Origin of the sequence: Streptomyces sp. NPDC085944 (assembly GCF_040686295.1) — a bacterium.
In the GTDB taxonomy this organism is placed as follows: Bacteria; Actinomycetota; Actinomycetes; order Streptomycetales; family Streptomycetaceae; genus Streptomyces; species Streptomyces salinarius.
Genome location: NZ_JBFBJX010000004.1, coordinates 434350 through 456906 on the forward strand (window position 1 = coordinate 434350; position 22557 = coordinate 456906).

General features: G+C 72.1%; 13 protein-coding genes and 1 pseudogene. 4 read left to right on the plus strand and 10 right to left on the minus strand.

Going from position 1 to position 22557, the window contains the following annotated elements; translation table 11 throughout:
* Window positions 1-71 precede the first annotated feature (71 nt).
* Together AB0P07_RS10615 and AB0P07_RS10620 are read right to left on the minus strand one after the other, a co-directional pair.
* A complete protein-coding gene (locus tag AB0P07_RS10615; protein ID WP_365547982.1) occupies window positions 72-1586 on the minus strand; it encodes an amino acid permease in 1515 nt (504 codons plus the stop codon).
* A 31-nt stretch (window positions 1587-1617) separates the two neighbouring features.
* Complete coding sequence (locus AB0P07_RS10620) at window positions 1618-2664, minus strand: hypothetical protein (RefSeq protein WP_365547985.1); 1047 nt, start codon at window positions 2662-2664, stop codon at window positions 1618-1620.
* Between the two features lie 273 nt (window positions 2665-2937).
* On the opposite strand from AB0P07_RS10620, the gene AB0P07_RS10625 reads away from it, so the two are divergent.
* The 3 genes from AB0P07_RS10625 to AB0P07_RS10635 are packed head-to-tail and all read left to right on the plus strand — an operon-like array spanning window position 2938 to window position 7015.
* On the plus strand, window positions 2938-4377 hold the full coding sequence (locus AB0P07_RS10625; RefSeq protein WP_365547988.1) for an FGGY family carbohydrate kinase: 1440 nt from the start codon (window positions 2938-2940) through the stop codon (window positions 4375-4377).
* Window positions 4374-5777: an NAD(P)/FAD-dependent oxidoreductase gene (locus tag AB0P07_RS10630; RefSeq protein ID WP_365547991.1), complete on the plus strand. Its 1404-nt coding sequence runs from the start codon at window positions 4374-4376 to the stop codon at window positions 5775-5777. The genes AB0P07_RS10625 and AB0P07_RS10630 overlap by 4 nt, the downstream gene beginning before the upstream one ends.
* Window positions 5774-7015 carry an FAD-dependent oxidoreductase gene (locus tag AB0P07_RS10635; RefSeq protein WP_365547993.1) on the plus strand — a complete coding sequence of 414 codons (1242 nt, stop codon included), beginning with the start codon at window positions 5774-5776 and terminating at the stop codon, window positions 7013-7015. Before AB0P07_RS10630 ends, AB0P07_RS10635 begins: the two co-directional genes overlap by 4 nt.
* A gap of 39 nt (window positions 7016-7054) precedes the next feature.
* Here AB0P07_RS10635 and AB0P07_RS10640 read toward each other — a convergent pair whose 3' ends face one another.
* A complete protein-coding gene (locus AB0P07_RS10640) occupies window positions 7055-7954 on the minus strand; it encodes a lysylphosphatidylglycerol synthase domain-containing protein (protein WP_365547996.1) in 900 nt (299 codons plus the stop codon).
* 195 nt (window positions 7955-8149) lie between these two features.
* Here AB0P07_RS10640 and AB0P07_RS10645 point away from each other — a divergent pair, with 195 nt between their 5' ends.
* Window positions 8150-10024 (plus strand): ABC transporter ATP-binding protein, encoded by a 1875-nt coding sequence (locus AB0P07_RS10645; RefSeq protein ID WP_365548159.1) that lies wholly within the window; start codon window positions 8150-8152, stop codon window positions 10022-10024.
* A 16-nt stretch (window positions 10025-10040) separates the two neighbouring features.
* Here the strand turns inward: AB0P07_RS10645 and AB0P07_RS10650 are convergent, their stop codons facing one another.
* From AB0P07_RS10650 to AB0P07_RS10680, 7 genes and pseudogenes are all read right to left on the minus strand, one after another.
* Window positions 10041-11822 carry a SpoIIE family protein phosphatase gene (locus AB0P07_RS10650; protein WP_365547999.1) on the minus strand — a complete coding sequence of 594 codons (1782 nt, stop codon included), beginning with the start codon at window positions 11820-11822 and terminating at the stop codon, window positions 10041-10043.
* Window positions 11823-11939: 117 nt separating this feature from the next.
* Window positions 11940-13544 carry a glycoside hydrolase family 13 protein gene (locus tag AB0P07_RS10655; RefSeq protein ID WP_365548002.1) on the minus strand — a complete coding sequence of 535 codons (1605 nt, stop codon included), beginning with the start codon at window positions 13542-13544 and terminating at the stop codon, window positions 11940-11942.
* A 144-nt stretch (window positions 13545-13688) separates the two neighbouring features.
* Window positions 13689-14564 (minus strand): carbohydrate ABC transporter permease, encoded by an 876-nt coding sequence (locus AB0P07_RS10660; RefSeq protein ID WP_365548005.1) that lies wholly within the window; start codon window positions 14562-14564, stop codon window positions 13689-13691.
* A gap of 18 nt (window positions 14565-14582) precedes the next feature.
* Window positions 14583-15542 carry a sugar ABC transporter permease gene (locus tag AB0P07_RS10665; protein WP_365548007.1) on the minus strand — a complete coding sequence of 320 codons (960 nt, stop codon included), beginning with the start codon at window positions 15540-15542 and terminating at the stop codon, window positions 14583-14585.
* Between the two features lie 67 nt (window positions 15543-15609).
* Window positions 15610-17025 (minus strand): extracellular solute-binding protein, encoded by a 1416-nt coding sequence (locus AB0P07_RS10670; RefSeq protein ID WP_365548010.1) that lies wholly within the window; start codon window positions 17023-17025, stop codon window positions 15610-15612.
* 151 nt (window positions 17026-17176) lie between these two features.
* Window positions 17177-18190, minus strand: a complete 1014-nt coding sequence (locus tag AB0P07_RS10675; RefSeq protein ID WP_365548013.1) for a LacI family DNA-binding transcriptional regulator — start codon at window positions 18188-18190, stop codon at window positions 17177-17179.
* Window positions 18191-18263: 73 nt separating this feature from the next.
* Window positions 18264-22549 (minus strand): annotated as a pseudogene (locus AB0P07_RS10680) (discoidin domain-containing protein).
* Window positions 22550-22557 lie beyond the last annotated feature (8 nt).

Here is a 22557-nt window from a genome sequence, read left to right on the forward strand (position 1 = left end):
CGGCGCGAGGGCTCATCCTGCCGTACCCCGGGCGGTGCTCCGTACCGCGCCGGGGAGCGGAACGGGGCGTTTCAGACGATGCCCTCGGCCAGTTCCTCCTGCTCACGGTCGTCGCCGTAGGCCGCGGTCGTCGGGGTGCCGTACGACCGGCGGGCGACGAACCACCACACCGTGGCCAGTACCAGGACGGCGACCAGGGCGACGGCGGCGTAGTTCATCGTGTCGACCGTCACCGGCGACGACTGGGGGAGACAGAACAGCACGGTGACCAACGCCACCCACACCACCGCGACCCACCCGACCGGCCTGCTCCACCGGCCCAGGCTCCACGGCCCCGGCGTGAACCGGTCCCCGGCCCGCAGCCGCAGCAGCACCGGGATGGCGTACGCCGGGGTGATGCCGATGACGTTGATGGCGGTCACCGCGCCGTACGCCGTCGCCGAGTACAGGGACGGCAGCGCCAGCAGACAGGCCACCGCCACCGACAGCCACACCGCGGCCACCGGGGTCTGGGTGCGGGCGGAGACCTTGCGCCACAGCGACGAGCCGGGCAGCGCGCCGTCCCGGCTGAACGCGAACACCATCCGGCTGGCGGCCGCCACCTCGGCGTTGCCGCAGAACAACTGCGCCACGATCACGACCAGGAGCAGCGCGCTCGCGCCGTCCGTGCCCAGCCCGTCCAGGAGGATCTGCGCGGGCGGCACCCCGGTCGCGGTGTCGCGGGTCGCGTCGTAGTCCTGGATGGCGAAGGTCAGCCCGGCCAGCAGCACGAAACCCGCCAGCCACGACACCCAGATGGCCCGCACGATGCCGCGCGCCGCAGACACCGAGGCGTTCGACGTCTCCTCGGAGAGGTGGGCGGAGGCGTCGTAGCCGGAGAAGGTGTACTGCGCGAGCAGCAGGCCGATCGCCGCCACGTACAGCGGGTTCTCCCAGCCGGTGTCGTTGACGAACTCGGTGAAGACGAAGGACGGCGACTGGTGGTGGTCGGGCACGATCACCAGCGCGCCGACGATCAGCGCGACACCGGCCAGGTGCCACCACACGCTGACGGAGTTGAGCACGCTGACCAGGCGCACGCCGAAGAGGTTGAGCGTGGCGTGCAGGAGCAGGATCACGACGAAGATCAGCACGGTCTTCTCCGGCGTCGGCTCGAAGCCCCACTGGAGGTTCAGGAACGCGCCGGTGAACAGCGCCGCCCCGTAGTCGATCCCGGCGATCGCGCCGAGCAGCCCCAGCAGGTTCAGCCAGCCGGTGTACCAGCCCCAGCGCCGCCCGCCGAGCCGGTCGGCCATGTAGTACAGCGCACCGGAGGTCGGGTAAGCGCTGGTCACCTCCGCGAGCGCCATCCCGACGCACAGCACGAACAGACCGACGCCCGCCCAGCCCCACAGCATCACGGCGGGGCCGCCGGTGCCCAGGCCGAAGCCGTACAGGGTCATGCAGCCGGACAGGATCGAGATCACCGAGAAACTGATCGCGAAGTTGCCGAAGCCGCCCATGCGGCGGGCCAGCACCGGCCGGTACCCGAGTTCGCGCAGGCGGTGTTCCTCGTCGGTGGCGGACGCTTCGGTGGAGCGGGACATGACGGGCCTCCGGGGACGGAAGGGTGGGGGGTCAGGGTTGCCGGCGGTCACGGTCACGGGCGTGACCGCGTCTTTGGCCGCGGCCATGACCCCGGCCGCCGGCGGCCGAGCGGCTGCGCGCGCGGGCCTGGAGGAAGACCTCCACCGCCCGCCTGGCCGAACCGTCGCCCGGGGTCCGGCAGGCCCAGGGCAGCGGCGTCCAGTAGGGGCCGAGCGCGTCGAACACCTGGTTCGCCTCCCGGAACCGGAGGGCGCCCCACAGGGCGTGGGCCAGGTGGTTCAGGTCCGGCAGGGAACGCTCGTCCCGCGGGCAGAGCGTGAACCAGGAGTCGAACGCCTGCCCCGCCTCACGGGTGGCGTCCTCCGCCACCCAGTGCAGATCCAGCGCCGCCTCCCGCGGGCCGGAGCGGCGGTAGCGCTCCACCCGTACGTACAACGGCAGCATGTGCAGCGCCGAGCCGGGCGGCGCCGATCCCGCCGCCCAGTGCGCGAAGCCGGCCGCCCGGGCCAGGCGTTCGGAGTCGCCGCGCGGATACAGGAACTGCAGCATGCGGTGGTACGCCTCGCGGTTGTACGGGTCCCGCTTGCCGGCCTCGGCGAGCAGGCCCCACGGCCCCGGGGGCAGCATCGGCTCGGGCGGCGCCACCCGGTGCTCCTCCCAGCGCTGCCCCTCGTCCAGCCGGGCCAGCGCCAGCAGGCACACCCACGGCACCGGGTCGTGGGGCGCGGCCCGGGTCGCCGCGTCGCAGGCGTGCCAGGCCTGCAGCCACAGTTCGCGCGTGCGCCGATGGTCCTCGCGGTGGGCCCGCAGCGCGCGCTCCACGACCACCCGGGCGTGCATCACCGCGGCGGCCACGCTGTGCGGCTCCTCCGTGAGCCAGGCCCGCACCACGTCCGTACCGGCCGCCGAGGCGGCCAGCACCTGGGTGCGCCGCGTCCACTGCGACCACGAACCGGTCTGCTCCAGCAGGATGCGCATCGACATCCAGCGCCCGGCCCGCACCTCCTGCAGGGCGGAACGCAGCGCCGTGTCGTGGCCGGCGGGGTCGTAGGCGGGCTGTGCTCCGTCTCTGGCCATCACCGGCCCGCTGTCGGGAGCGGAACGGGCCGGACGGCAGCATGGCGTAACAAACAGCCCTCCCCAGGGGCGGCGGTGCGATGGTCGAGCGGTCGGCGCACACTATAGAGGCGGAGGTTCCGCCTCTGTTCGCTTTTGACCGTCCGACGCAAATCCGTTGCCACCAGGGGGAGCTGACTGCCAGTCAGTCACACTTGACGCAGTGTGCTCGCGGGGGCAGGCTGGCGCGCAGTGATCGCCGAGACCGTCGGCGCCGGAGCCGGGAGGTGCGCGATGCCGGACCCGGTGCTCGCCGTCGACCAGGGCACGTCCGGCACCAAGGCCCTGGTGATCTGCCCGGAACGCGGCGTGATCGGCACCGGATTCGCCGAGGTCCGTCCCCGGTACCTGACCGGCGGTCTGGTGGAGGTGGACCCGGAGGAGCTGTACGGCTCGGTGGTCGACGCCGGGCGTCGGGCACTCGCCGACGCGGACGAGCCGGTCGGCGCGCTCGGTCTGGCCAACCAGGGCGAGACGGTCCTCGCCTGGGACCCGGACACCGGCCGCCCGCTCACCGACGCGCTGGTGTGGCAGGACCGCCGGGCGGAACCACTCTGCGCCGAACTCGAAGACCACTCGGACGAGTTACGGCACCTGACCGGTCTGCCGCTGGACCCGTACTTCGCCGCACCGAAAATGGCCTGGATCCGACGGCACCTCACCCGCGCCGGCCATGTCACCACCTCCGACACCTGGCTGGTCCACCGCCTCACCGGCGCCCACGTCACCGACGCCGCGACCGCCTCCCGCACCCAGCTCCTCGACCTCGACCGCGCCGTGTGGTCGCAGCGCGCCCTGGAGCTGTACGGGCTGACCGGCGAACGGCTCCCGCACATCGTGGACAACGCCGCCCACGTCGGCACGACCAAGGCCTTCGGGCCCGAACTCCCGCTCACCGGCCTCGCCGTCGACCAGCAGGCGGCACTGCTCGCCCAGCGCGTCACCGAACCCGGCACCGCCAAGTGCACCTACGGCACCGGCGCGTTCCTCCTCGCCCACACCGGCGGCACACCACGCCGGGGCGCCTCGGGCCTCGCCGCCTGCGTCGCCTGGCGGCTCGGCGGGCGCACCGACCACTGCCTGGACGGCCAGGTGTACACGGCCGCCTCCGCCGTGCGCTGGCTCACCGACCTCGGTGTCATCACCGGCGCCGCCGACCTCGACCCCGTGGGCGCCACCGTCCCCGACACCGGCGGCGTCACCTTCGTCCCGGCGCTGGCCGGGCTCGCCGCCCCCTGGTGGCGCGGGGACCTGCGCGGCTCGCTCACCGGTCTCGGCCTGGACACCACCCCCGGGCACCTGGTGCGCGCCCTGTGCGAGGGCCTCGCCGCCCAGGTCGCCGAACTCGCCGACGCCGCGGCGGCCGACCTCGGCGGCCCGCTGACCGCACTGCGCGTCGACGGCGGCCTGACCCGCTCCGCGCTCCTCATGCAGACCCAGGCCGACCTGCTGCAACGCCCGGTCGAGGTGTCCGCCCTGCCGGACGCCACCGCGCTCGGCGTCGGCGCCCTCGCCCGGCTCGGCGCGGCCCCGTCCCTCACCCTCGCCGAGGCACTTCCCGACACCGGACCCACCACCGTGTACGAGCCCCGCATCACCTCCGACGCGGCCGGCGAGCGCCGCGCCCACTTCCGCACGACGGTCGCCGCACTGCTCGCCGGGGGACCGGCATGACCGTCACCGCGTCCGGGACCCTGCCCGTCGAGCCCTACGACGTGGCGGTCGTCGGTGCCGGGGTCGTCGGGTGCGCCATCGCCCGGCGGCTCGCGCACCACCGGGGGCTGCGGATCGCCCTCGTCGAGGCGCAGGACGACGTCGGGCAGAGCACCTCCAAGGCCAACACCGCCATCCTGCACACCGGCTTCGACGCCGTGCCCGGCTCGCTGGAGGCACGGCTCGTGCGCGAGGGCGCCCGCGAACTCGCCGTGTACGCCGCCGAGTCGGGCATCCCCGTCGAACGCGTCGGCGCCCTGCTCGTCGCCTGGGACGAGGAGCAGCTCGCCGCCCTGCCCCGCCTCGCCGAGAAGGCCGTGCGCAACGAGTGCCACGACACCCGCCTCCTCGGCCCCGCCGACCTCTACGCCCGCGAGCCCCACCTCGGCCCCGGAGCGCTCGGCGCCCTGCACGTGCCCGGCGAGAGCATCATCTGCCCGTGGACGACGACCCTGGCGTACGCCGTCCAGGCGGTCCGCGCCGGAGCGGACCTGCACCTCAACGCGCCCGTCGCGCACGCCGGTCACACGGACGGCGTCCACCGGCTCGACACCCCGCGCGGACCGCTGCACGCCCGCCGGCTCGTCAACGCCGCCGGGCTGCACGCCGACACCCTCGACCGGAGCCTCGGCCACGACGAGTTCACCGTCACCCCGCGCCGGGGGCAGCTCGTCGTCCACGACAAGTTCGCCCGCGCCCTCGTCCACCACATCCTCCTGCCCGTCCCCACCGCCCTCGGCAAGGGTGTCCTGGTCGCCCCCACCGTCCACGGCAACGTCCTGCTCGGTCCCACCGCCGAGGACCTCGACGACAAGCACGCCACCGACTCCACCGCCGAGGGACTGAACAGGCTGCGGGAACAGGGCCGCCGCATCCTCCCCGCCCTGCTGGAGGAGGAGGTCACCGCCGTCTACGCGGGCCTTCGCGCGGCCACCGAGTACGACGACTACCGGATCGCCGCCCACCCCGCTCAGGGCTACGTCACCGTGGGCGGCATCCGCTCCACCGGCCTCACCGCCTCCCTCGCCATCGCCGAGCACGTCACCGGCCTCCTCGCGGACACCGGCCTGGTCCTCGGCCCCCGGCGCCCGCTCGAACCGGTCCGCATGCCCAACCTCGGCGAGGCCTTTCCCCGTCCCCACCAGCAGCCGGAACTCGTCGCCGCCGACCCCGAGTACGGCACCCTGGTCTGTCACTGCGAACGGGTCTCCCGCGGCGAGATCCGCGACGCCCTCGCCGGCCCGGTCCCGCCCCGCTCGCTCGACGGACTGCGCCGCCGTACCCGGGCCCGTGCGGGCCGCTGCCAGGGCTTCTTCTGCGGCGCGGCGGTACGCGCGTTGTTCGAGGAGGCACAGCGGTGACAAGCCGACAGGTCGACGTCCTGGTGGTGGGGGCCGGTCCCGCCGGACTCGTGACCGCGTCCCTGCTCGCGACGGCCGGCGCCCGCGTCGAGGTTCTGGAGCGCGAGCAGACGCCCGGCGGAGTGCCCAGGCACTGCGCGCACCGGGGCTTCGGCGCCTGGCCGCGCGCGCTGACCGGCCCGGACCACGCCCGTGTCCTGACCGCATCGGCCGAGCGCGCCGGAGCAGACGTGCGCACCGGCGTCACCGCCCTCGACTGGGCGGGCCCGCGCACCCTCACCACCGTCGGCCCCCCGGGCGCCGAGACCCTCGCCGCCCGCGCGGTCGTGCTGGCCACCGGCGCCCGCGAACGCCCCCGCGCCGCCCGCCTCGTCCCCGGCACCCGGCCCGCCGGCGTCTACACCACCGGCGAACTCCAGCAGGCGGTCCACCTGTACGGGCAGCACATCGGCACCCGCGCGGTGATCGTCGGCGCCGAGGCCGTCTCCCACGCCGCCGCCGGCACCGTACGGGCCGCCGGAGCCGAGGTCGTCGCACTCGTCACCGAGCTGTCCCGGGCTCCCGCGGCCACCATCCGGACCCTGGACGCCCGGCTTAGGCACCGCACCCCCGTCCTCACCGGCACCGCCGTCACCGAACTCCTCGGCCACGGCCGCCTGTCGGGCGTGCGCGTACGCCGTCGCGACGGCCGTACGGCCACGCTGTCCTGCGACACCGTCGTGTTCACCGGCGACTTCGTCCCCGACCACGAACTCGCCCGGCGCGGCGGGCTCACCCTGGACCCCGGCACCCGCGGGCCCGCCGTGGACGGCGCCCTGCGCACCTCGCGGCCCGGCGTCTTCGCGGTCGGCAGCGTGCTGCACGCCGCCGAGAGCGCGGCCACGGCGGCCCGCGAGGGCGCGCACGCCGCGACCGCCGTACTCGACTGGCTCACGGACGGCCCCGGGCCCGGCCCGAAGGGCCTCCACTGGCCCACCGGCGTTCCCCTCGTCACCGATCCGCCCCTGCTCCGCATCGCCCCGAACCGCGTCACCCCGGGCGACCGCTTCCCCTACCTCCTGCGCACGGCGCTCCCCCTGCCCCGCCCCGTCCTGCACGTCACCCAGGACGGCCGCCCCCTGCACCGCGAGCGGTTCTCCCTCACCACGGCCGGACCGCACCGCCCGCTGACACTGACGGCACGCTGGACGCACCGGGTCGATCCCGGCGGCGGCCCGGTGCACGTCAGCGTCGCCTGACGGGCCCGGCCTCCCGCTGTCCGGGCCGTCTCAGTCCTCTCAGATCACCCGCATCCGCACCAGCGCCGCCAGCGTCAGGGCCCCCGGCAGCAGCGGCAGCCACACCGTCAGCAGCCGGAAGGCCAGCACCACCGCCGTGGCCACGGCCGCCGGGCCGCCCGCCGCCACCAGCGCCACGACCAGCGCCGCCTCGACCGAGCCGATGCCGCCCGGCGTGGGCACCAGCGCCACCGCCACCGTAGCCGCCAGATACGCCACCGCCATGTGCCCGGCCGGCACGTCGAGACCCAGCGCCCGCCCCACCAGCACCAGCACCGACGCCTGCAACGCGGGGAAGGCCAGCGCGCCGCCCCACAGCGCCAGCGCCCGCGCCGGGCGGGCGTGCACCGACCGGGCCTCGCCCAGCGCCGTCCGCAGGAAGGAGGCCAGCGCCCCGCGCAGCCGCGGCAGCAGCGCCAGCGCCACCGCCGCCACGAACGGCACCGCGCCCGCGACGGCCGGCAGCGGTCCCACGGCCGCGTCGGGCAGCAGCGCCCCGAGCCGCAGCGCACCGGGGAACGCGATCAGCAGGCCGCCCAGCAGGGCGAGGCGGCCGACGCACTCCGCCAGCAGATACAGCGCGAGCGCGGCCGAGGAACGGGCCAGCGGCAGCCCGCACACCGTCATGAACCGCAGGTTCACCGCGCTCGCGCCCAGCCCGGTCGGCAGCAGGTGGTTGGCCGCGCCCGCCGCGAACTGCGTGGCCAGCAGCCGCCGCCGGGGCAGCCGCTCCACCACCGCGCCCTGCCGGGTGCAGGAGGCGGCCACCCAGGTCAGACAGGTCGCCCCGGCCGCGGCCAGCAGCCAGGGCCAGCGGGCCGTGGCGAGATGGCCGAACCCGTCGGCCAGCACGGACCGGTGGCGCACGGCCACCACGCCCACCAGGAGCAGCGGAAGCACACACAGCACCCTGCGGACCGGGACGCGGTGCAGGAGTGGCTTCTCCGAGACTCGAACCGCTGTCGTCACACCACAAGACATTCCCCCAGCCGCGCCAACTACGGATGGCCGACGCGCGGACAAAAATTGACGGACCGGGAGAGGTGTCTCCTTGACCTCAAGGTTGGTCGAGGTTCTACGGTCATCCGCATGAGTATGGAGACCACGGCGTGGACGCAGCTGTACAGCGTCATGCACGCCAAAGACGAGCGCCGTCCCTTCGCCCGCGCCACGCTGCGCCGCATCGGCGCGTTCGCCCGCCCGCATCGCCGCCGCATCCTCCGATTCCTGCTGCTCGGGGTGGCGACCGCACTGCTCGCCGTCGCCACCCCCGTCCTCGCCGGGAAGGTCGTCGACGCGATCGTGTCGGACGGCGACGAGGGCACCGTCGTGCGCCTCGCCCTGCTCATCGCGGTCATCGCCGTCGCCGAGGCGGTGCTCGGCATCCTCTCCCGCAGGCTCTCGGCGACGCTGGGGGAGGGACTCATCCTCGATCTGCGCACGGCCGTGTTCGATCATGTGCAGCGCATGCCGGTCGCGTTCTTCACACGCACTCGTACGGGAGCGCTCGTCTCCCGTCTCAACAACGACGTCATCGGCGCCCAACGCGCCTTCAGCAACACCCTGTCCGGCGTGGTCAGCAACGTGGTCACGCTGCTGCTCACGCTCGCCGTCATGCTGACCCTGTCCTGGCAGATCACCCTGCTCGCGCTGGTGCTGCTCCCGGTGTTCGTGCTCCCCGCCCGCCGGATGGGCCGCCGCATGGCCCGGATGCAGCGCGAGGCCGCCGCGCTCAACGCCGCCATGGGCACCCGCATGACCGAGCGCTTCTCGGCGCCCGGCGCCACCCTGATCAAGCTGTTCGGCCGCCCGGAGGAGGAGTCCGCCGAGTTCGCCGACCGCGCCCGCCGCGTCGCCGACATCGGCGTGCGCACCGCCACCGCCCAGGCCGCCTTCATCACCGCGCTCACCCTGGTCTCCGCGCTCGCCCTCGCCCTCGTCTACGGCCTCGGCGGCTTCTTCGCCCTGCGCGGCACCCTGGACCCGGGCGCCGTCGTGGCCCTGGCCCTGCTGCTGACCCGGCTGTACGCGCCGCTGACCGCGCTCGCCGGGGCCCGGGTGGAGGTCATGAGCGCCCTCGTCAGCTTCGAGCGGGTCTTCGAGGTCCTGGACCTGACCCCGCTCATCGACGAGAAGTCCGACGCCCGCCCGGTCCCCGACGGGCCCGTGGCCGTCGAGTTCGACGACGTCCGCTTCGGCTACCCGTCCGCCGACAAGGTCTCCCTCGCCTCCCTCGAAGAGGTCGCCACCCTGGACACCCGCGGCGGCGAAGAGGTCCTGCACGGCCTCTCCTTCCGCGCCGAACCCGGTCAGACGATCGCGCTCGTCGGCTCGTCCGGCGCCGGCAAGTCCACCATCGCCCAGCTCCTGCCGCGCCTGTACGACACCGACGCCGGCACCGTCCGCGTCGGCGGCGTCGACGTGCGCGAACTGAGCGCCCGGTCGCTGCGCGACACCGTCGGCATGGTCACCCAGGACGGCCACCTCTTCCACGACACCGTCCGGGCCAACCTGCTGCTCGCCCGGCCGGGCGCCGACGAGAACGAGCTGTGGGAGGCGCTGCGCCGCGCCCGCCTGGCCGACCTCGTACGGTCCCTGCCGGACGGGCTGGACACCGTCGTCGGCGAGCGCGGCTACCGGCTCTCCGGCGGCGAACGCCAGCGCATGACCATCGCCCGGCTGCTGCTGGCCCGCCAGCGCGTCGTCATCCTCGACGAGGCCACCGCCCACCTCGACAACACCTCCGAGGCGGCCGTCCAGGAGGCCCTCACCGAGGCCCTGCAGGGCAGGACGGCCGTCGTCATCGCGCACCGGCTGTCCACCATCAGGGCGGCCGACCGGATCCTGGTGGTCGAGGCCGGCCGCATCGTGGAGAGCGGCACCCACGAGGAACTCCTCGCGGCGGACGGCCGCTACGCCGAACTGCACCGCACCCAGTTCGAACGCCCGGCCCTGGAGAAGGCCGCATAGGCGGCCCGCGGGGGCGCTACTGCGGGCCGGGCGTCCCGGCCCGCACCGGCAGGTCTTGCTCCGCCCACACGACCTTCCCGCCGGGCGTGCGGCACGAGCCCCAGCGCCGGCACATCATGTTGATCAGCTGGAGACCGCGCCCGCTCTCGTCGCTCACGTCCGCGTGCTGGATCTGCGGCAGGTCGGGACCCGAGTCCGAGACCTCCACGGACAGCCGCTCGTGCCGCAGCAGCCGCAGCTCCCCGGGTGCGTTGCCGTACCGCAGGGCGTTGCCGACCAGCTCGCTCACCACCAGCTCCGTGGTGTCGACGAGTTCCTCCAGGCCCCACCGCTCCAACTGCTCGCGCACCGCCGTGCGGGCCTGCCCGGCGGCCTTGCCGTCCGGCGGCAGCACCCGCACGTACACGTCGCAGTCCGGACCGAGCGGCCGGGCGAAGGCGGCCAGCACGATCGCGTCGTCCGACCGGTCGCCACCGACCCGCTCGGCCACCGCCCGGCACTCGGTGCCGTCCTCGGGCACCCCGTCGGCGACCGTCTCGCGCAGCCGCTCCAGCTGAGCGCCCAGGTCGGCCGTGCGCGACCTGACCAGCCCGTCCGTGTACAGCGTCAGCCGGCTCCGCTCGGGCACCTGCCGCTCGACCGGGTCGTACGGGATCACACCCGTCCCCAGCGGCGCCCCCGCGGGCACCTCGAGGAACGAGACGGCACCGTCGGGCCCGGTCAGCAGCGGGGGCGGATGCCCGGCGCTGGCGATGCGGAAGGTGCTGCCGTACGGGTCGTAGACCGCGCACAGACACGTGGCGACCTGGTCCTCCTCCAGATCGCGGGCGGCCAGGTCGAGCCGGGCCAGCAGCCGCTCGGGCGCGATGTCCAGCGCCATCAGGGTCCGGGCCACCGTGCGCAGCCGACCCATGGTCGCGGCGGCCGCCAGCCCGCGCCCCATCACGTCGCCCACCATCAGCGCGGTGCGGCCGCTGGGCAGCGCGACCACGTCGAACCAGTCGCCGCCCACGGCGGCCGGATCGGCGGCCGGGTCGTAGCACGAGGACACCTCCAGGCCCGGGGTGCTCGGGCTGGAGCGGGGGAGCAGCGCGCGCTGGAGGGTGACCACGTGGTCGCGCTCGCGCCCGTAGAGCCGGGCGTTGTCGATGTACACGGCGGCCTTGGAGGCCAGCTCCATGGCCAGCGCCACGTCGGTCCGGTTGAACGGCGCCCGGTGCCCGGCCCGGACGAAGTCGGCGAGCCCCAGCAGCACCCCGCGCGCGATCAGCGGCACCGCCAGGTAGGAGTGGACACCCGCCCGGCGCATGATGTCCGACGCCTCGCGCGAGGGCGCGATCACCGCGAAGTCCGCCCGCGTCATCCGGGACACCAGCACCGGCCGGCGGGTGGTGAGGCACCGCTGCCCCAGGCGGTCGGCGGTGCGCACCGACAGCTCGCCCACGGGATCGGGCGCCAGGTTCAGACCCTCGACCTCCGACACCGCCATGGCCCTGAGCCGGGGAGCCTCCCCGCCGCCGGCCCGGTCGCCGTCCTGGAACCGCAGCACCGAGTCGAGGAGGTCCACAGCGGCACCGTCGGCCAGCTCCGGCACGGTGAAGTCGGCCAACTCCTCCGCCGTGCGCCGTACGTCGAGCGTGGTGCCGATACTCAGGTCCGCCGCGTTCAGCCAGGCCAGCCGCCGTCGCGCGCCCAGTGCCTCCGACACCGACCGCAGCGCGCCCCGCGCCGCCCGCTGCCCGCTCACGAGGGGATTCGGAGGGCGGCGCAGCCCGCCCCGCCACGGTCGTTCCCGCACGCGTCCGCCTCCTCCCACGGCCTCCTGTCCCGATTCTGCCCTGCCGCGGCACGACCGGCGACGGCGGCACCCCCCGTCGGAGCCCGCTCCGTGCGGAAGGTGCCGCTCGGGTGCGGCTCAGGCGCCCAGCCACACCGCCGTGTCGGACGGCAGCCGGCCGGCCTCGTTCAGCGGCCCGCTGGCGAGCAGGACGGCGCCGTGCGCGGGCAGCTCGACCGGCGCGGCGGACAGATTGACGACACACACGGTGCCGCCCGCGCGCCGGAAGGCGAGGACACCGTCCGGCGCCGGCAGCCAGTCCAGCGGACCGTCGCCGAACCCCTCGGTGGAACGCCGCAGGCGCAAGGCCTCGCGGTACAGCGAGAGCATCGATCCCGGGTCCGCGCTCTGGCGGTCCGCCGCGTACGCCGGCCAGCCCTCCGGCTGCGGCAGCCAGGGCTCGGTCTCCGAGCCGAACCCGCAGTACGGCGCGTCGGCGTCCCAGGGGAGGGGAACGCGGCACCCGTCCCGCCCCGGGTCGACGCCCCCGGAACGGAAGTGCATCGGATCCTGGATCCGCTCACGGGGGATGTCGGCCTCGGGCAGGCCCAGTTCCTCGCCCTGGTACAGGTAGACGGACCCGGGCAGGGCCAGCGTCAGCAGCGCGGCGGCCCGCGCGCGCCGGGTGCCCAGGGCCAGGTCGGTCGGGATGCCGAAGGCCTTCTTCGCGAAGTCGAAGCCGGTGTCCTCGCGGCCGTACCGGGTCACCGTGCGGGTCACGTCGTGGTTGCAGAGCACCCAGGTGGCCGGGGCGCCGACCGGGGCGTGCTCGGCCAGGGTGTCGTCGATGGTGCGGCGCAGCCGGTCCGCCTCCCAGGGGCAGGCCAGGAAGTTGAAGTTGAAGGCCGTGTGCAGCTCGTCGGGGCGCAGGTAGCGGGCAAAGCGCTCGGCGTCGGGCAGCCACACCTCGCCGACGAAGACGCCCCCGTACGCGTCGGCCACCCTGCGCCAGGAACGGTAGATGTCGTGCAGCTCGTCCTGGTCGATGTACGGATGCGGGTCGACGCCCTCCACGAAGTCCGCGAGCGCCGGATCCTTCGCGAGCAGGGCCGCGGAGTCGATGCGCACGCCCGCCACCCCGCGCTCGAACCAGAAGCGGAGCACGTCCTCGTGCTCCCGGCGCACCTCGGGGTGGGCCCAGTTCAGGTCGGGCTGCTCCGGGGTGAACAGGTGCAGGTACCACTCGCCGTCCGGGACCCGGGTCCAGGTGCGGCCGGAGAACTGCGAGGGCCAGTCGTTGGGCGGCAGCTCGCCGTGCTCACCACGGCCGGGACGGAAGTGGAACCGCTCCCGCTCCGCGCTGCCGGGACCGGCCTCCAGCGCCGCCCGGAACCAGGCGTGCTGGTCGGAGACGTGGTTGGGGACGATGTCGACGATGGTGCGGATGCCCAGCTCCCGCGCCTCGGCGATCAGCTTCTCGGCCTCGCCCAGGGTGCCGAAGGCCGGGTCGATGGTGCGGTAGTCGGCGACGTCGTAGCCGCCGTCCACGAGCGGGGAGACGTACCAGGGGGTGAACCAGACGGCGTCCACGCCGAGTTCGGCGAGATACGGCAGTCTCGCCCGGACGCCCGCGAGGTCACCGGTGCCGTCGCCGTCGCCGTCGGCGAAACTGCGGGGGTACACCTGGTAGATGACGGCATCGCGCCACCAGTCGTCGGTGCGGTGCGAGTTGGGGGCTGCCACGTGACGGTCCTTTCGGGCAGGGTGGATCTTCGCCGCCGGCCCGGACAGAGCGGGGCGTCGGACGGGCCGGCGGCGAAGGTTGACGGGACGAGCCGGGAGGGCGGGAAGGAAGGGCGGGCGGCAGGCGCCCCGGCGCCGGAACCCTCAGCCCTTGAGTCCTCCGGCGGTGAGTCCGCTCATGATGTTGCGCTGGAAGATCAGGAAGATGATGAGCGTCGGCAGGGAGGCCATGGTGAGCGCGGCGATCAGCACGTTCACGGGCACCCCGTTGGACAGGGAGTAGATCCCGACGTTCAGGGTCTGCCTGGCGGGGTCCGGCAGGGTCAGCATGGGCCAGAGGAAGTCCTTCCAGACGCCCACGATCGCGAAGATGGAGACCACGCCGAGGATCGGGCGGGAGATCGGCAGCACGATCGACCAGAGCGTGCGCATCGGCGAGGCGCCGTCCATGGAGGCGGCGTCGAGCAGCTCCCGGGGGATCGAGTCGAAGAACCGCTTCAGCAGGAAGATGTTGAAGGCGTTGGTCACCGACGGCAGCCAGATCGCCCACGGCGTGTTCAGCAGGTTGCGCTCGAAGATCGGCACGTCGAGCACCGTCAGGTACTGCGGCACCAGCAGCACGGTCGCCGGGATCATCAGCGTGGCCAGCATCAGCCCGAGGATGGCCTTGCCGAAGACCGGCCGGAGCTTGGACAGGGAGTAGGCCGCCGCCACGTCGAACACCAGCTGGAAGGCGAGCGCGCCGAACGCGTAGAACAGGGTGTTCCCCAGCAGGCTCGCCAGGTCCATGACGTTCCAGGCCTGCGCGTAGTTGTCGGGCTGGAAGGACTCGGGGAAGAGCGTCGGCGGGGTCTGCACGGCCTCCTGGGTGTCCTTGAAACCGCTGGACACCATCCAGTACATCGGGCCGAGGAAGACCACGGTGAACAGGGTGACGACGAGGCCGAACACCACCCAGTACAGCGCCTTGCCGCGCGGGCGGGCGAGCTGGGCCGGTGAAATGAGTGTGCGTGTGGACATCTGTGGCTTCCCCCGGCTCTACTCGTCCTCGGCGCGGCTGAGCTTCACGTACGCCGCCGAGAACCCGGCCAGCAGTACGAGGAGCAGCAGGCCGAGGGCCGCCGCGGCACCGTAGTTGTTGAAGTTGAAGGCGTACTGGTAGATGAGGTAGACGACCGTGGTCGTCGAGCCCTCGGGGCCGGCGCCGCCGGTGAGCAGGAAGGGCTCCACGAAGACCTGCATGGTGGCGATGATCTGCATCAGCAGCATCAGCGACAGGATGAGCCGCGTCTGCGGGATCGTCACGTGCCAGACCTTGCGCAGCAGCCCGGCTCCGTCCAGCTCCGCCGCCTCGTACAGCTCGCCGGGGATGCCCTGCAGCGCGGCCAGGTAGATGAGTGCCGCGCCGCCCATGTTCATCCAGGTCGACGCGATGACCACGGACAGCATGGAGAGGTCGGGGTCCTGCAGCCACTGCTGCTCGGGCAGCCCGAAGAAGCCGAACACCTCGTTGAGCAGCCCGTATCCGGGGTCGTAGAGGTACTTGAACAGGAGCACGGAGGCGACCGGGGGCAACATCACCGGCAGGTAGACGAGCAGCCGCAAGTACCCCTTGCCGTGCCTGAGTTCGTTGATGACGACGGCGACGACGAACGGCACGGCGAAGCCGAGGACCAGGGCCAGCACGGTGAAGAGCGCGGTGTTGCGCCAGGCCTGCCAGAAGGCCGGGTCGTTGAAGACCGTCTCCAGGTTGTCCAGGCCGACCCAGGAGACCTCGCCCCGGTCCGTCTTCTGGAAGGCGAGGAAGAACTCCCGGACCATCGGGTACCAGGAGAAGAACGCGAAGCAGAGAACCGCTCCGATCAGGAAGCCGTGCGCGGTGAGGTTGCGCTTCAGGCTTCTGCCGAACGCCCCGCCGCGCTGGGGCGGGCCGTCCACCGGCGGCTGGGCGTGGCGGGCTCTGGCCGGCTTGCTCGGGGTCAGGCTGGGGGCCGACATCGTCGCTCCTTGGGGCTGGTCTCATGGGCCCCGGGGGGCGGTGCGGCCCGCCCCCCGAGGGAGCCGGTCACTGCGTGGCCAGAACCTGGTCGACCTGCTGCTCCGCGGTGGAGAGCAGCTTGTCGATGTCGGCGTCCTCGTTGGTGAGGAGGCCGGACATCACGTTGTCCAGGACCTTGTAGACCTCCTGCGCCTTCGGCGGCTCGGCCATGCCCGGGACCGGGTTGTCCATGAACGACTTGAAGTTCTCGACCGGCATGGTGGCGTGCTCGACCCGGGCCGCGTCGTCCTTCTTCTTCGACTCGTTCAGCCAGAAGTTGGGCTGCGGGAGCCCCACCGGCAGGTCGTCCTTCTTCTTGCGGGCCCAGTCGAACTGCCCCTTGCCGACGGTCAGGTTCTCGAAGTTCAGCCAGGCGACGGCCGCCTTGATCTTGTCGGAGGAGATCCCCTTCTTGATCATGTAGCTGTTGCCGCCGGCGAGAGTGCTCTTCGCGCCCGGTATCGGGCCCATGCCGAAGTTCTCGTAGTCGGCGCCGAGCTGCTGGACCATGTACGTGATGTCGTCCGGCGCGGCGAGGAACATGCCGAGCTTGTCGGTGGCGATCTGCTTCTGCAGGTCGCCCCACTTGAGCAGCTGGGTCTTGCCCATGCTCTCGTCCTCCCAGCGCATGGCGTGGAGGTTCTCGGCGACCTCCTTGCCCACCTCGTTGTTGAAAGCCGCCTTCTTGCCGCTCCCGTCCACGACTTCGGCGCCGCGGCTGTACATCTGGGCGGTGAAGTGCCAGCCGCCGGTGTTGCCCGCGCTGTACTCGCCGAAGCCGGCGATGCCGTCGCCCAGGCCGGCGATCTTCTGGGCGGCGGTGCGGACCTCGTCCCAGGTGCGCGGCGGGGTGTCCGGGTCGAGTCCGGCCTTCTCGAAGAGCTTGCGGTTGATCAGCAGACCCATCGTGTAGTTGCTGGTGGGCAGGCCGTAGAGCTTGTTCTCGTGCTTGAGCGAGCCGAGGACGTTCGGGTCGATGTCCTTCAGGGCCGGGACGGTCTTGTCGTTGACGTAGGCCGTGATGTCCTCGGCGCCGTCGTTGTCCAGCACCTGGGGCAGGTCGGTGAAGTAGGTGTAGAAGACGTCGGGCTGCGACTTGGCCTTCAGCATGGCCGTGAAGCGCGGCGGCTCCAGACATTGGCCCGGGGTGGAGCGCCCCTCGATGGTGACGTTGGGGTAGGTCTTGTTGAACTCCTTGACGTCCTCCTGCCATTCCTTCAGCTCGGCCGCCTTCGCCTTCGGCGGCATGCAGTCGATGGTGATCGTCACCTTGGTCTTCGGGTCCAGCGGGGCAGCCGGGTCGGACGACCCGCTGCCGCCTTCGGAACCGCCGCCGTCGTCGCTGCTGCTCGTGCCGCAGGCGGCGAGAGCGGTCAGGGTGAGAGCGGAGACGAGCGTGATGGCGCCGGCACGGCGAGTACGGCGGAACCGAGCACTTCTCATGGGTGGTCCCCTTCGGGCATGAACGTGGAAGGCGCCCCACCGCCGATGCGTTGTGGGGCGCCGCTCACTCAATCACCGTGAACAAGTGAACGCAATATCTCGCGCTCATTTCGTAATTGTTTGACAGACGGCCGTAGAAGTTGAGGTTCCGCTACCGGGTGGAAACCTGTGCCGTGGAGCCGCGGACGACGAGTTCGGGTTCGAAGAGCAGCTCGCTGTGCGGGACTTCGGTGCCTTGGATTTGTGCGCAGAGGAGGTCGACGGCGGCGCGTCCCATGGCTTCGATGGGTTGGCGGACGGTGGTGAGGGGTGGTTCGGTGCAGGTCATGAAGGCGCTGTCGTCGTAGCCGACGACGGAGACGTCGTGGGGGACGTGGTGGCCGCGTCGGCGGGCGGCGCGGACGGCGCCGAGGGCGAGGGGGTCGCTGGCGCAGATGATGCCGGTGACGCCGCGGTCCAGGAGGCGGGTGGCGGCTGCCTGGCCGCCTTCCAGGGAGAACATGGCCCGTTCCGCATACGCGTCGGGCAGGGCACCGCCGGCCGCCGCTGCGGCCTCCCGGGCGGCGGCCAGCTTGCGCCGCGAGGGGATGTGGTCCGAGGGCCCGAGCACGAGCCCGATGCGCTCGTGCCCGAGGGACGTCAGGTGCCGCCAGGACTGTCCTACGGCCACCGCGTCGTCGCAGGCGATGCAGGGGAAACCCAGGTCCGCTATGGAGGCGTTGACCAGCACCACGGGGATGTTGCGCTCGGCCAGCAGCCGGTAGTGGTCGTGCGGCGCGTCGGCCTGCGCGAACAGCCCGCCGCCGGCGAAGACGACGCCGGAGACCTGCTGCTGGAGGAGCAGCTCGACGTAGTCGGCCTCGGAGACGCCGCCCTTGGTCTGGGTGCACAGCACCGGGGTCAGTCCCTGCTGGGCCAGCGCGCCGCCGATGACCTCGGCGAACGCGGGGAAGATGGGGTTCTGCAGCTCGGGCAGAACCAGCCCGACCAGCCGGGCGCGCTCGCCCCGCAGCTGGGTGGGCCGCTCGTAGCCCAGCACGTCCAGCGCGCTCAGCACGGACTGCCGGGTCGCCGCCGAGACCCCCGGCTTGCCGTTGAGCACCCGGCTGACCGTGGCCTCGCTGACCCCAACCTTCTTCGCCACCTGAGCAAGTCGTCGCGTCACAAACGCAAGACTAGCGCAAGTCTCCGCAAGAGACTTGCGCCAGTCAGTGTCCTACGGGACTAGGATCGTGATGCTAGGGATTGCGAATGATCTTGAAGGTGGACGTCGTGTTCCGGATGTCCACGGCGTTGTCACTGAGCTTCAGTCCGTTGAAGGTGACCTCACCGACCGCCGGTCCCTGCCCGCCCTCGGGCATCTCGTTGGCCCACAGGCCGAAGCCGGACTTGGCGTCGAACTCGTCACCGCTCTTGTGCGCGCCCGTGACGGAGACGTCGGTGAAGACCGTGTCCTTGATGGGGTACTGCGGCTGACCTCCCACGTAGTTCGTCTGGAACATGATGCCGCTGTAGGTCGGGTCGACGATGTCGACGTTGTTGACCCTGATTCCCTGGAACACCTTGGACGCCGAGAACACCCAGATGCCCGGGAAGGTCTGTCCGTTCCAGAAGTGCCCACCGGCCCGGACGATCGACACGTTCTCGAACGTCGTCGGATCGGTGCCGAAGCCGTTCATCGGGTAGCCGAAGTCCAGCGAGCTGATGGTGATGCCCGAGTAGACCAGGGTGTCCGCGATGTGGATGTTCCGGAAGGTGTTGTTGTAGCCGCCGTAGACCGCCAGACCCGCGGCACGCCAGGTCAGTGTCGTCGTGAGGTTCTCGTACAGGTTGTTCTTCATGTCCGCGCCGCCCGCGTCGATCGCCGAGAAGAGCGCGAAGCTGTCGTCACCGGTCGCCCGGGCGTCGTTGTTGGACACCAGGTTGTCGGTGGAGCCGTTGGTCATGTTGATGCCGTCGGCGAACATGTTGCGGATCCGGGAGTTCCTGATCGTCATCCGGTCCGTGTTGGCGCCCCAGTACAGGCACACCATGTGCTCGTTCCAGATGTTGTCGATCACGATGTCCGAGGTGTTGGAGAAGTCGAACACCTTGCCCGGCCCGTCGATGCGGGACGTGTAGTTGCCGAAGTAGGCGAAGTTCGCGAACGTCGAGCCCTTGGCGCTCGCCTCGGCACGGAAGCCGATGTCGGTGTTGTCCTGCGTCGTCGGCGCGTGGAACCGGGTGAACCAGGGACCGGCGCCGACCACCTTCACCGCCTTGCCGTACACCTGGAACTTGCTCGACGTCTGGTAGTCGCCGGGCGGCAGATACACCCCGACGAGCTTGCCCGAGGTGTCCATGCGGACCTTGTCGAGCGCGTTCTGCACGTCCTGGTGAGTGAACCCGCCCGGCACCGCGTACGCCGCCGGATCGGGGTTCGGCAGCGCGGAGACCTGCTCCAGGTTGACGAAGTCGATCGCGTAGTCGGAGGTGTTCGCCGCGTCCTTCTGCAGCCGGATCCTGCTGCCCGCCGGGACGGTCTCGCCCAGCATGATGTGCGCCTCGTCGTAGATGTGCCGCGGGGCGCCCGCGCCCGGGGAGTTGCCCGGCGAGGCCTCGGCACCGTACAGCCAGGCGTACTTCGACGTCAGCGGCAGCGCCTTCTTCATGACGCCGTCGACGTACACGTTCAGCGTGGCGTCGATGCCGCCGCCGCCCGGGGCGTCCGGGATCGAGAAGCGGGTCACCAGGGTGTTGGTGTCCGCCTTCGTGGTGAACTCGACGTACTCGCCGGTCCTGTCCAGGTGGACGGCCTTGCGGCCGGACGCCTCGCCCGCGATGTCGCCGATGGTGCGGTTGGGCCCGACCACGGTGGCACCGCCGCCGACCGTGCCGTCCTCCGCCTCGTACATGTCGTACGGCATGTTCGCGCCGCGCCCGACGAACAGCGGCTGCGTGGAGGTGTTGTTCTCCCGCTTGACCGGCACCTCGTTCGCGTCGTCGCCGACCGTGACCTTCAGGGAGTACGAGCCGTTGGCCGCCTTCCAGGTGCCGAGGCGCACGGCCGGGGCGGTCTCGCCCGCGGCGATGACGCCGGAGTGCTCGCCGGTCAGGGTCTTGACGGTGCTCCCCTTGGCGTCGAGGAGGGCGAGCGTCACCGGGTGGCCGCCGCCCGCGGAGTCCTGGGTGCCCTGGTTCTTCAGCGCGACCTTGAAGGTCACGTCGTCACCGGCGGCCGGACTGGACGGTGCGGTGGTGACGGTGGCGGCGACCAGGTCGGAGCTCTGCACCGGCCTGACGACCAGCGGGTCGGGCCGGGTGTAGGTGTTGTTGGTCTCGTTCTGCTCGATGATCTCGTTCGCCTCGTCGGCGACCGCGCTCAGTTCGTACGAACCGGCGGCGCGGGCCCCGACGGACGCGTTGACGGTGGTCTGGGCACCCGACTTGAGGGCGGGGACGTCGGCGGTGGCGACCTTGGTGTCGCCCAGCCGGACGGCGACCTTGCCGGCGGGGGCGTCGGCGGCGCCACTGTTGCGGACCGTCGCGCCCACCGTGATCTCGTCCGACTCGACGGGGGAGTCCGGGGACGTCGTCAGCTTCGTCACCTCGAGGTCCGGGTTGGGCGCCGGGGTGCCGACGACCTGGAACTCGGCGACCTGCCCGGCCGTCGCCCCGCTGTTGGCGGTGAACCTGAGCTGCACGTCGGCGGCCCGCTTCCCGACGGGTATGGACACGCTGTTGCCGCCGCTCGCCGGGTCGAAGACGTAGTCCTTCGCGTCCACCAGGGAGGTGAAGCCGGACGCGTCCTGGTCCCGGCCGAGCACCTGGATGTTCTGGGTGCGCTTGGACCAGGCCGTGTCCGGATTGAGCTTCAGGACGACGCGGTCGACGTCCGCGTCCGCGCCCAGCTTCAGGGTCAGCGTGTTCGGGTAGCTGCCCGCCGCGCCCTCCCAGTACGTCGACGTGCTGTTGTCGTTGGCGTTCTCGGCGACGTAGGTGTGGATGTGGGACGAGGCACTGATCGGCTTGCCGACGGCCAGGTTCGAGCCGTCGCCGCCGGTGCCGGCACGGAGTTGCTGTCGCCCGACTGGTTGCCGGCCGCGTCCTTGGCCCGCACGAAGTAGGTCACGTTCGCCGACGCCGGCTGGTTGTCGGTGTAGGTGGTGACGTCGCCGCCGACACTCTTGCGGAGCTGGTTGTTGGCGTAGATGTCGTACCCGGTGACGCCCTCGTCGTCGGTCGAGGGGGTCCAGGTCAGCTTGATCTGCCCGGTGGCCGGTTCGGTCAGGGCCAGGTTCGCGGGCGCGGTGGGCGCCTGTGTGTCGCCGGTGTCGGCCCGGCGGGTGACCGTGTTGCTGTTGCCGGACTGGTTGCCGGCCGCGTCCCTGGCGCGCACGTAGTAGGTGACCGTCGTGTCGGCCGGCCTGGTGTCCGTGTACGTGGTGACGTCACCCGCGACCGAGGTCAGCAGATCGCCGTTGGCGTAGACGTCGTACCCCGTGACGGCGGTGTCGTCGGAGGACTCGTTCCAGGTGAGTCTGATCTGCCCGGTGGACGGCTCGGTGAACGCCAGGTCGGCAGGGGCGGTCGGGGCCTGCGTGTCGCCCGTCTCGGGACCGTAGACCTCCAGCTCGGAGACCTGCGCGGCGGGCTGACCGGTGTTGGCCGTCACCAGGACCCGGACATAGCGCGCGGTGGCCGCGTCGAAGGTGATCGTGGCCGACTGGCCCCCTGCCGCGTCGAAGGTGTAGGCCTTGGCCGCGGTCAGGTCGGTGAAGTCCGAGCCGTTCTCACTGGCCTGGATCTTCAGGGTCTGGCTGCGGTCCGGCCACCCCTCCGGCAGCCGCAGGACGACGCGGTCGAGGCGGCGCGAGGAGCCGAGGTCGGCCTGCAGCCACTGCGGCAGGGCGTTGTTGGCGCTCTCCCAGTAGGTGGCCTTGTTGCCGTCGTTTCCGTTGCCCGGGGTGTACGCGCCCGTGGAACTGCTCGCCGTCAGTCGCCGGCCGGCGGCGAGGTTGGTCGACGACTCCCCGGCCGCGTGCACCTCCAGCTCGGAGAGCTGGGCCGCCTGCCAGCCGGTGTTGGCGGTGATGTTCACCCGCACGAACCGGGTCTGCGTGGCGGGGAAGGACACGGTGACCGTGTTGCCCGCGCCCGGGTCGAAGGCGTAGGTGGCGGACGTCTTCAGCGTGCTGAACCCCGTGCCGTCGGCACTGCCCTGCACGGAGAGGGTCTGCCTGCGGCTCTCCCAGCCGGCGGGCAGTCTCAGGACGACCTCGTCGATGCGCTCGGTGGCGCCGAGGTCGGTCTGGACCCACTGGGGCAGGCTGCTGCCGGCGCTCTGCCAGTACGAACTCTGGTTGCCGTCGGTGATGTTGGCGGCTCCGTACTCGGCGTGCGAACTGCTCGCCGCAGTGGCGTCTCCGACGGCGAGGTCGGGACCGCCGGCTGCCGTGGCCGACAGCAGTGGTCCTCCCAGCGCCAGGAGACTGGTCGCGACCACCGTGCACAGGGCACGTGATCTCCAGTTCCGGTTTCTCATCTGTCCCC

Excerpts from the sequence above, each read along its gene's own strand:
- AB0P07_RS10620 (WP_365547985.1), bottom strand. The coding sequence starts at position 2,664 with ATGGCCAGAGACGGAGCACAGCCCGCCTACGACCCCGCCGGCCACGAC.
- AB0P07_RS10660 (WP_365548005.1), bottom strand. The coding sequence starts at position 14,564 with ATGTCCACACGCACACTCATTTCACCGGCCCAGCTCGCCCGCCCGCGC.
- AB0P07_RS10645 (WP_365548159.1), top strand. The coding sequence starts at position 8,150 with ATGGAGACCACGGCGTGGACGCAGCTGTACAGCGTCATGCACGCCAAA.
- AB0P07_RS10665 (WP_365548007.1), bottom strand. The coding sequence starts at position 15,542 with ATGTCGGCCCCCAGCCTGACCCCGAGCAAGCCGGCCAGAGCCCGCCAC.
- AB0P07_RS10615 (WP_365547982.1), bottom strand. The coding sequence starts at position 1,586 with ATGTCCCGCTCCACCGAAGCGTCCGCCACCGACGAGGAACACCGCCTG.
- AB0P07_RS10625 (WP_365547988.1), top strand. The coding sequence starts at position 2,938 with ATGCCGGACCCGGTGCTCGCCGTCGACCAGGGCACGTCCGGCACCAAG.
- AB0P07_RS10630 (WP_365547991.1), top strand. The coding sequence starts at position 4,374 with ATGACCGTCACCGCGTCCGGGACCCTGCCCGTCGAGCCCTACGACGTG.
- AB0P07_RS10670 (WP_365548010.1), bottom strand. The coding sequence starts at position 17,025 with ATGAGAAGTGCTCGGTTCCGCCGTACTCGCCGTGCCGGCGCCATCACG.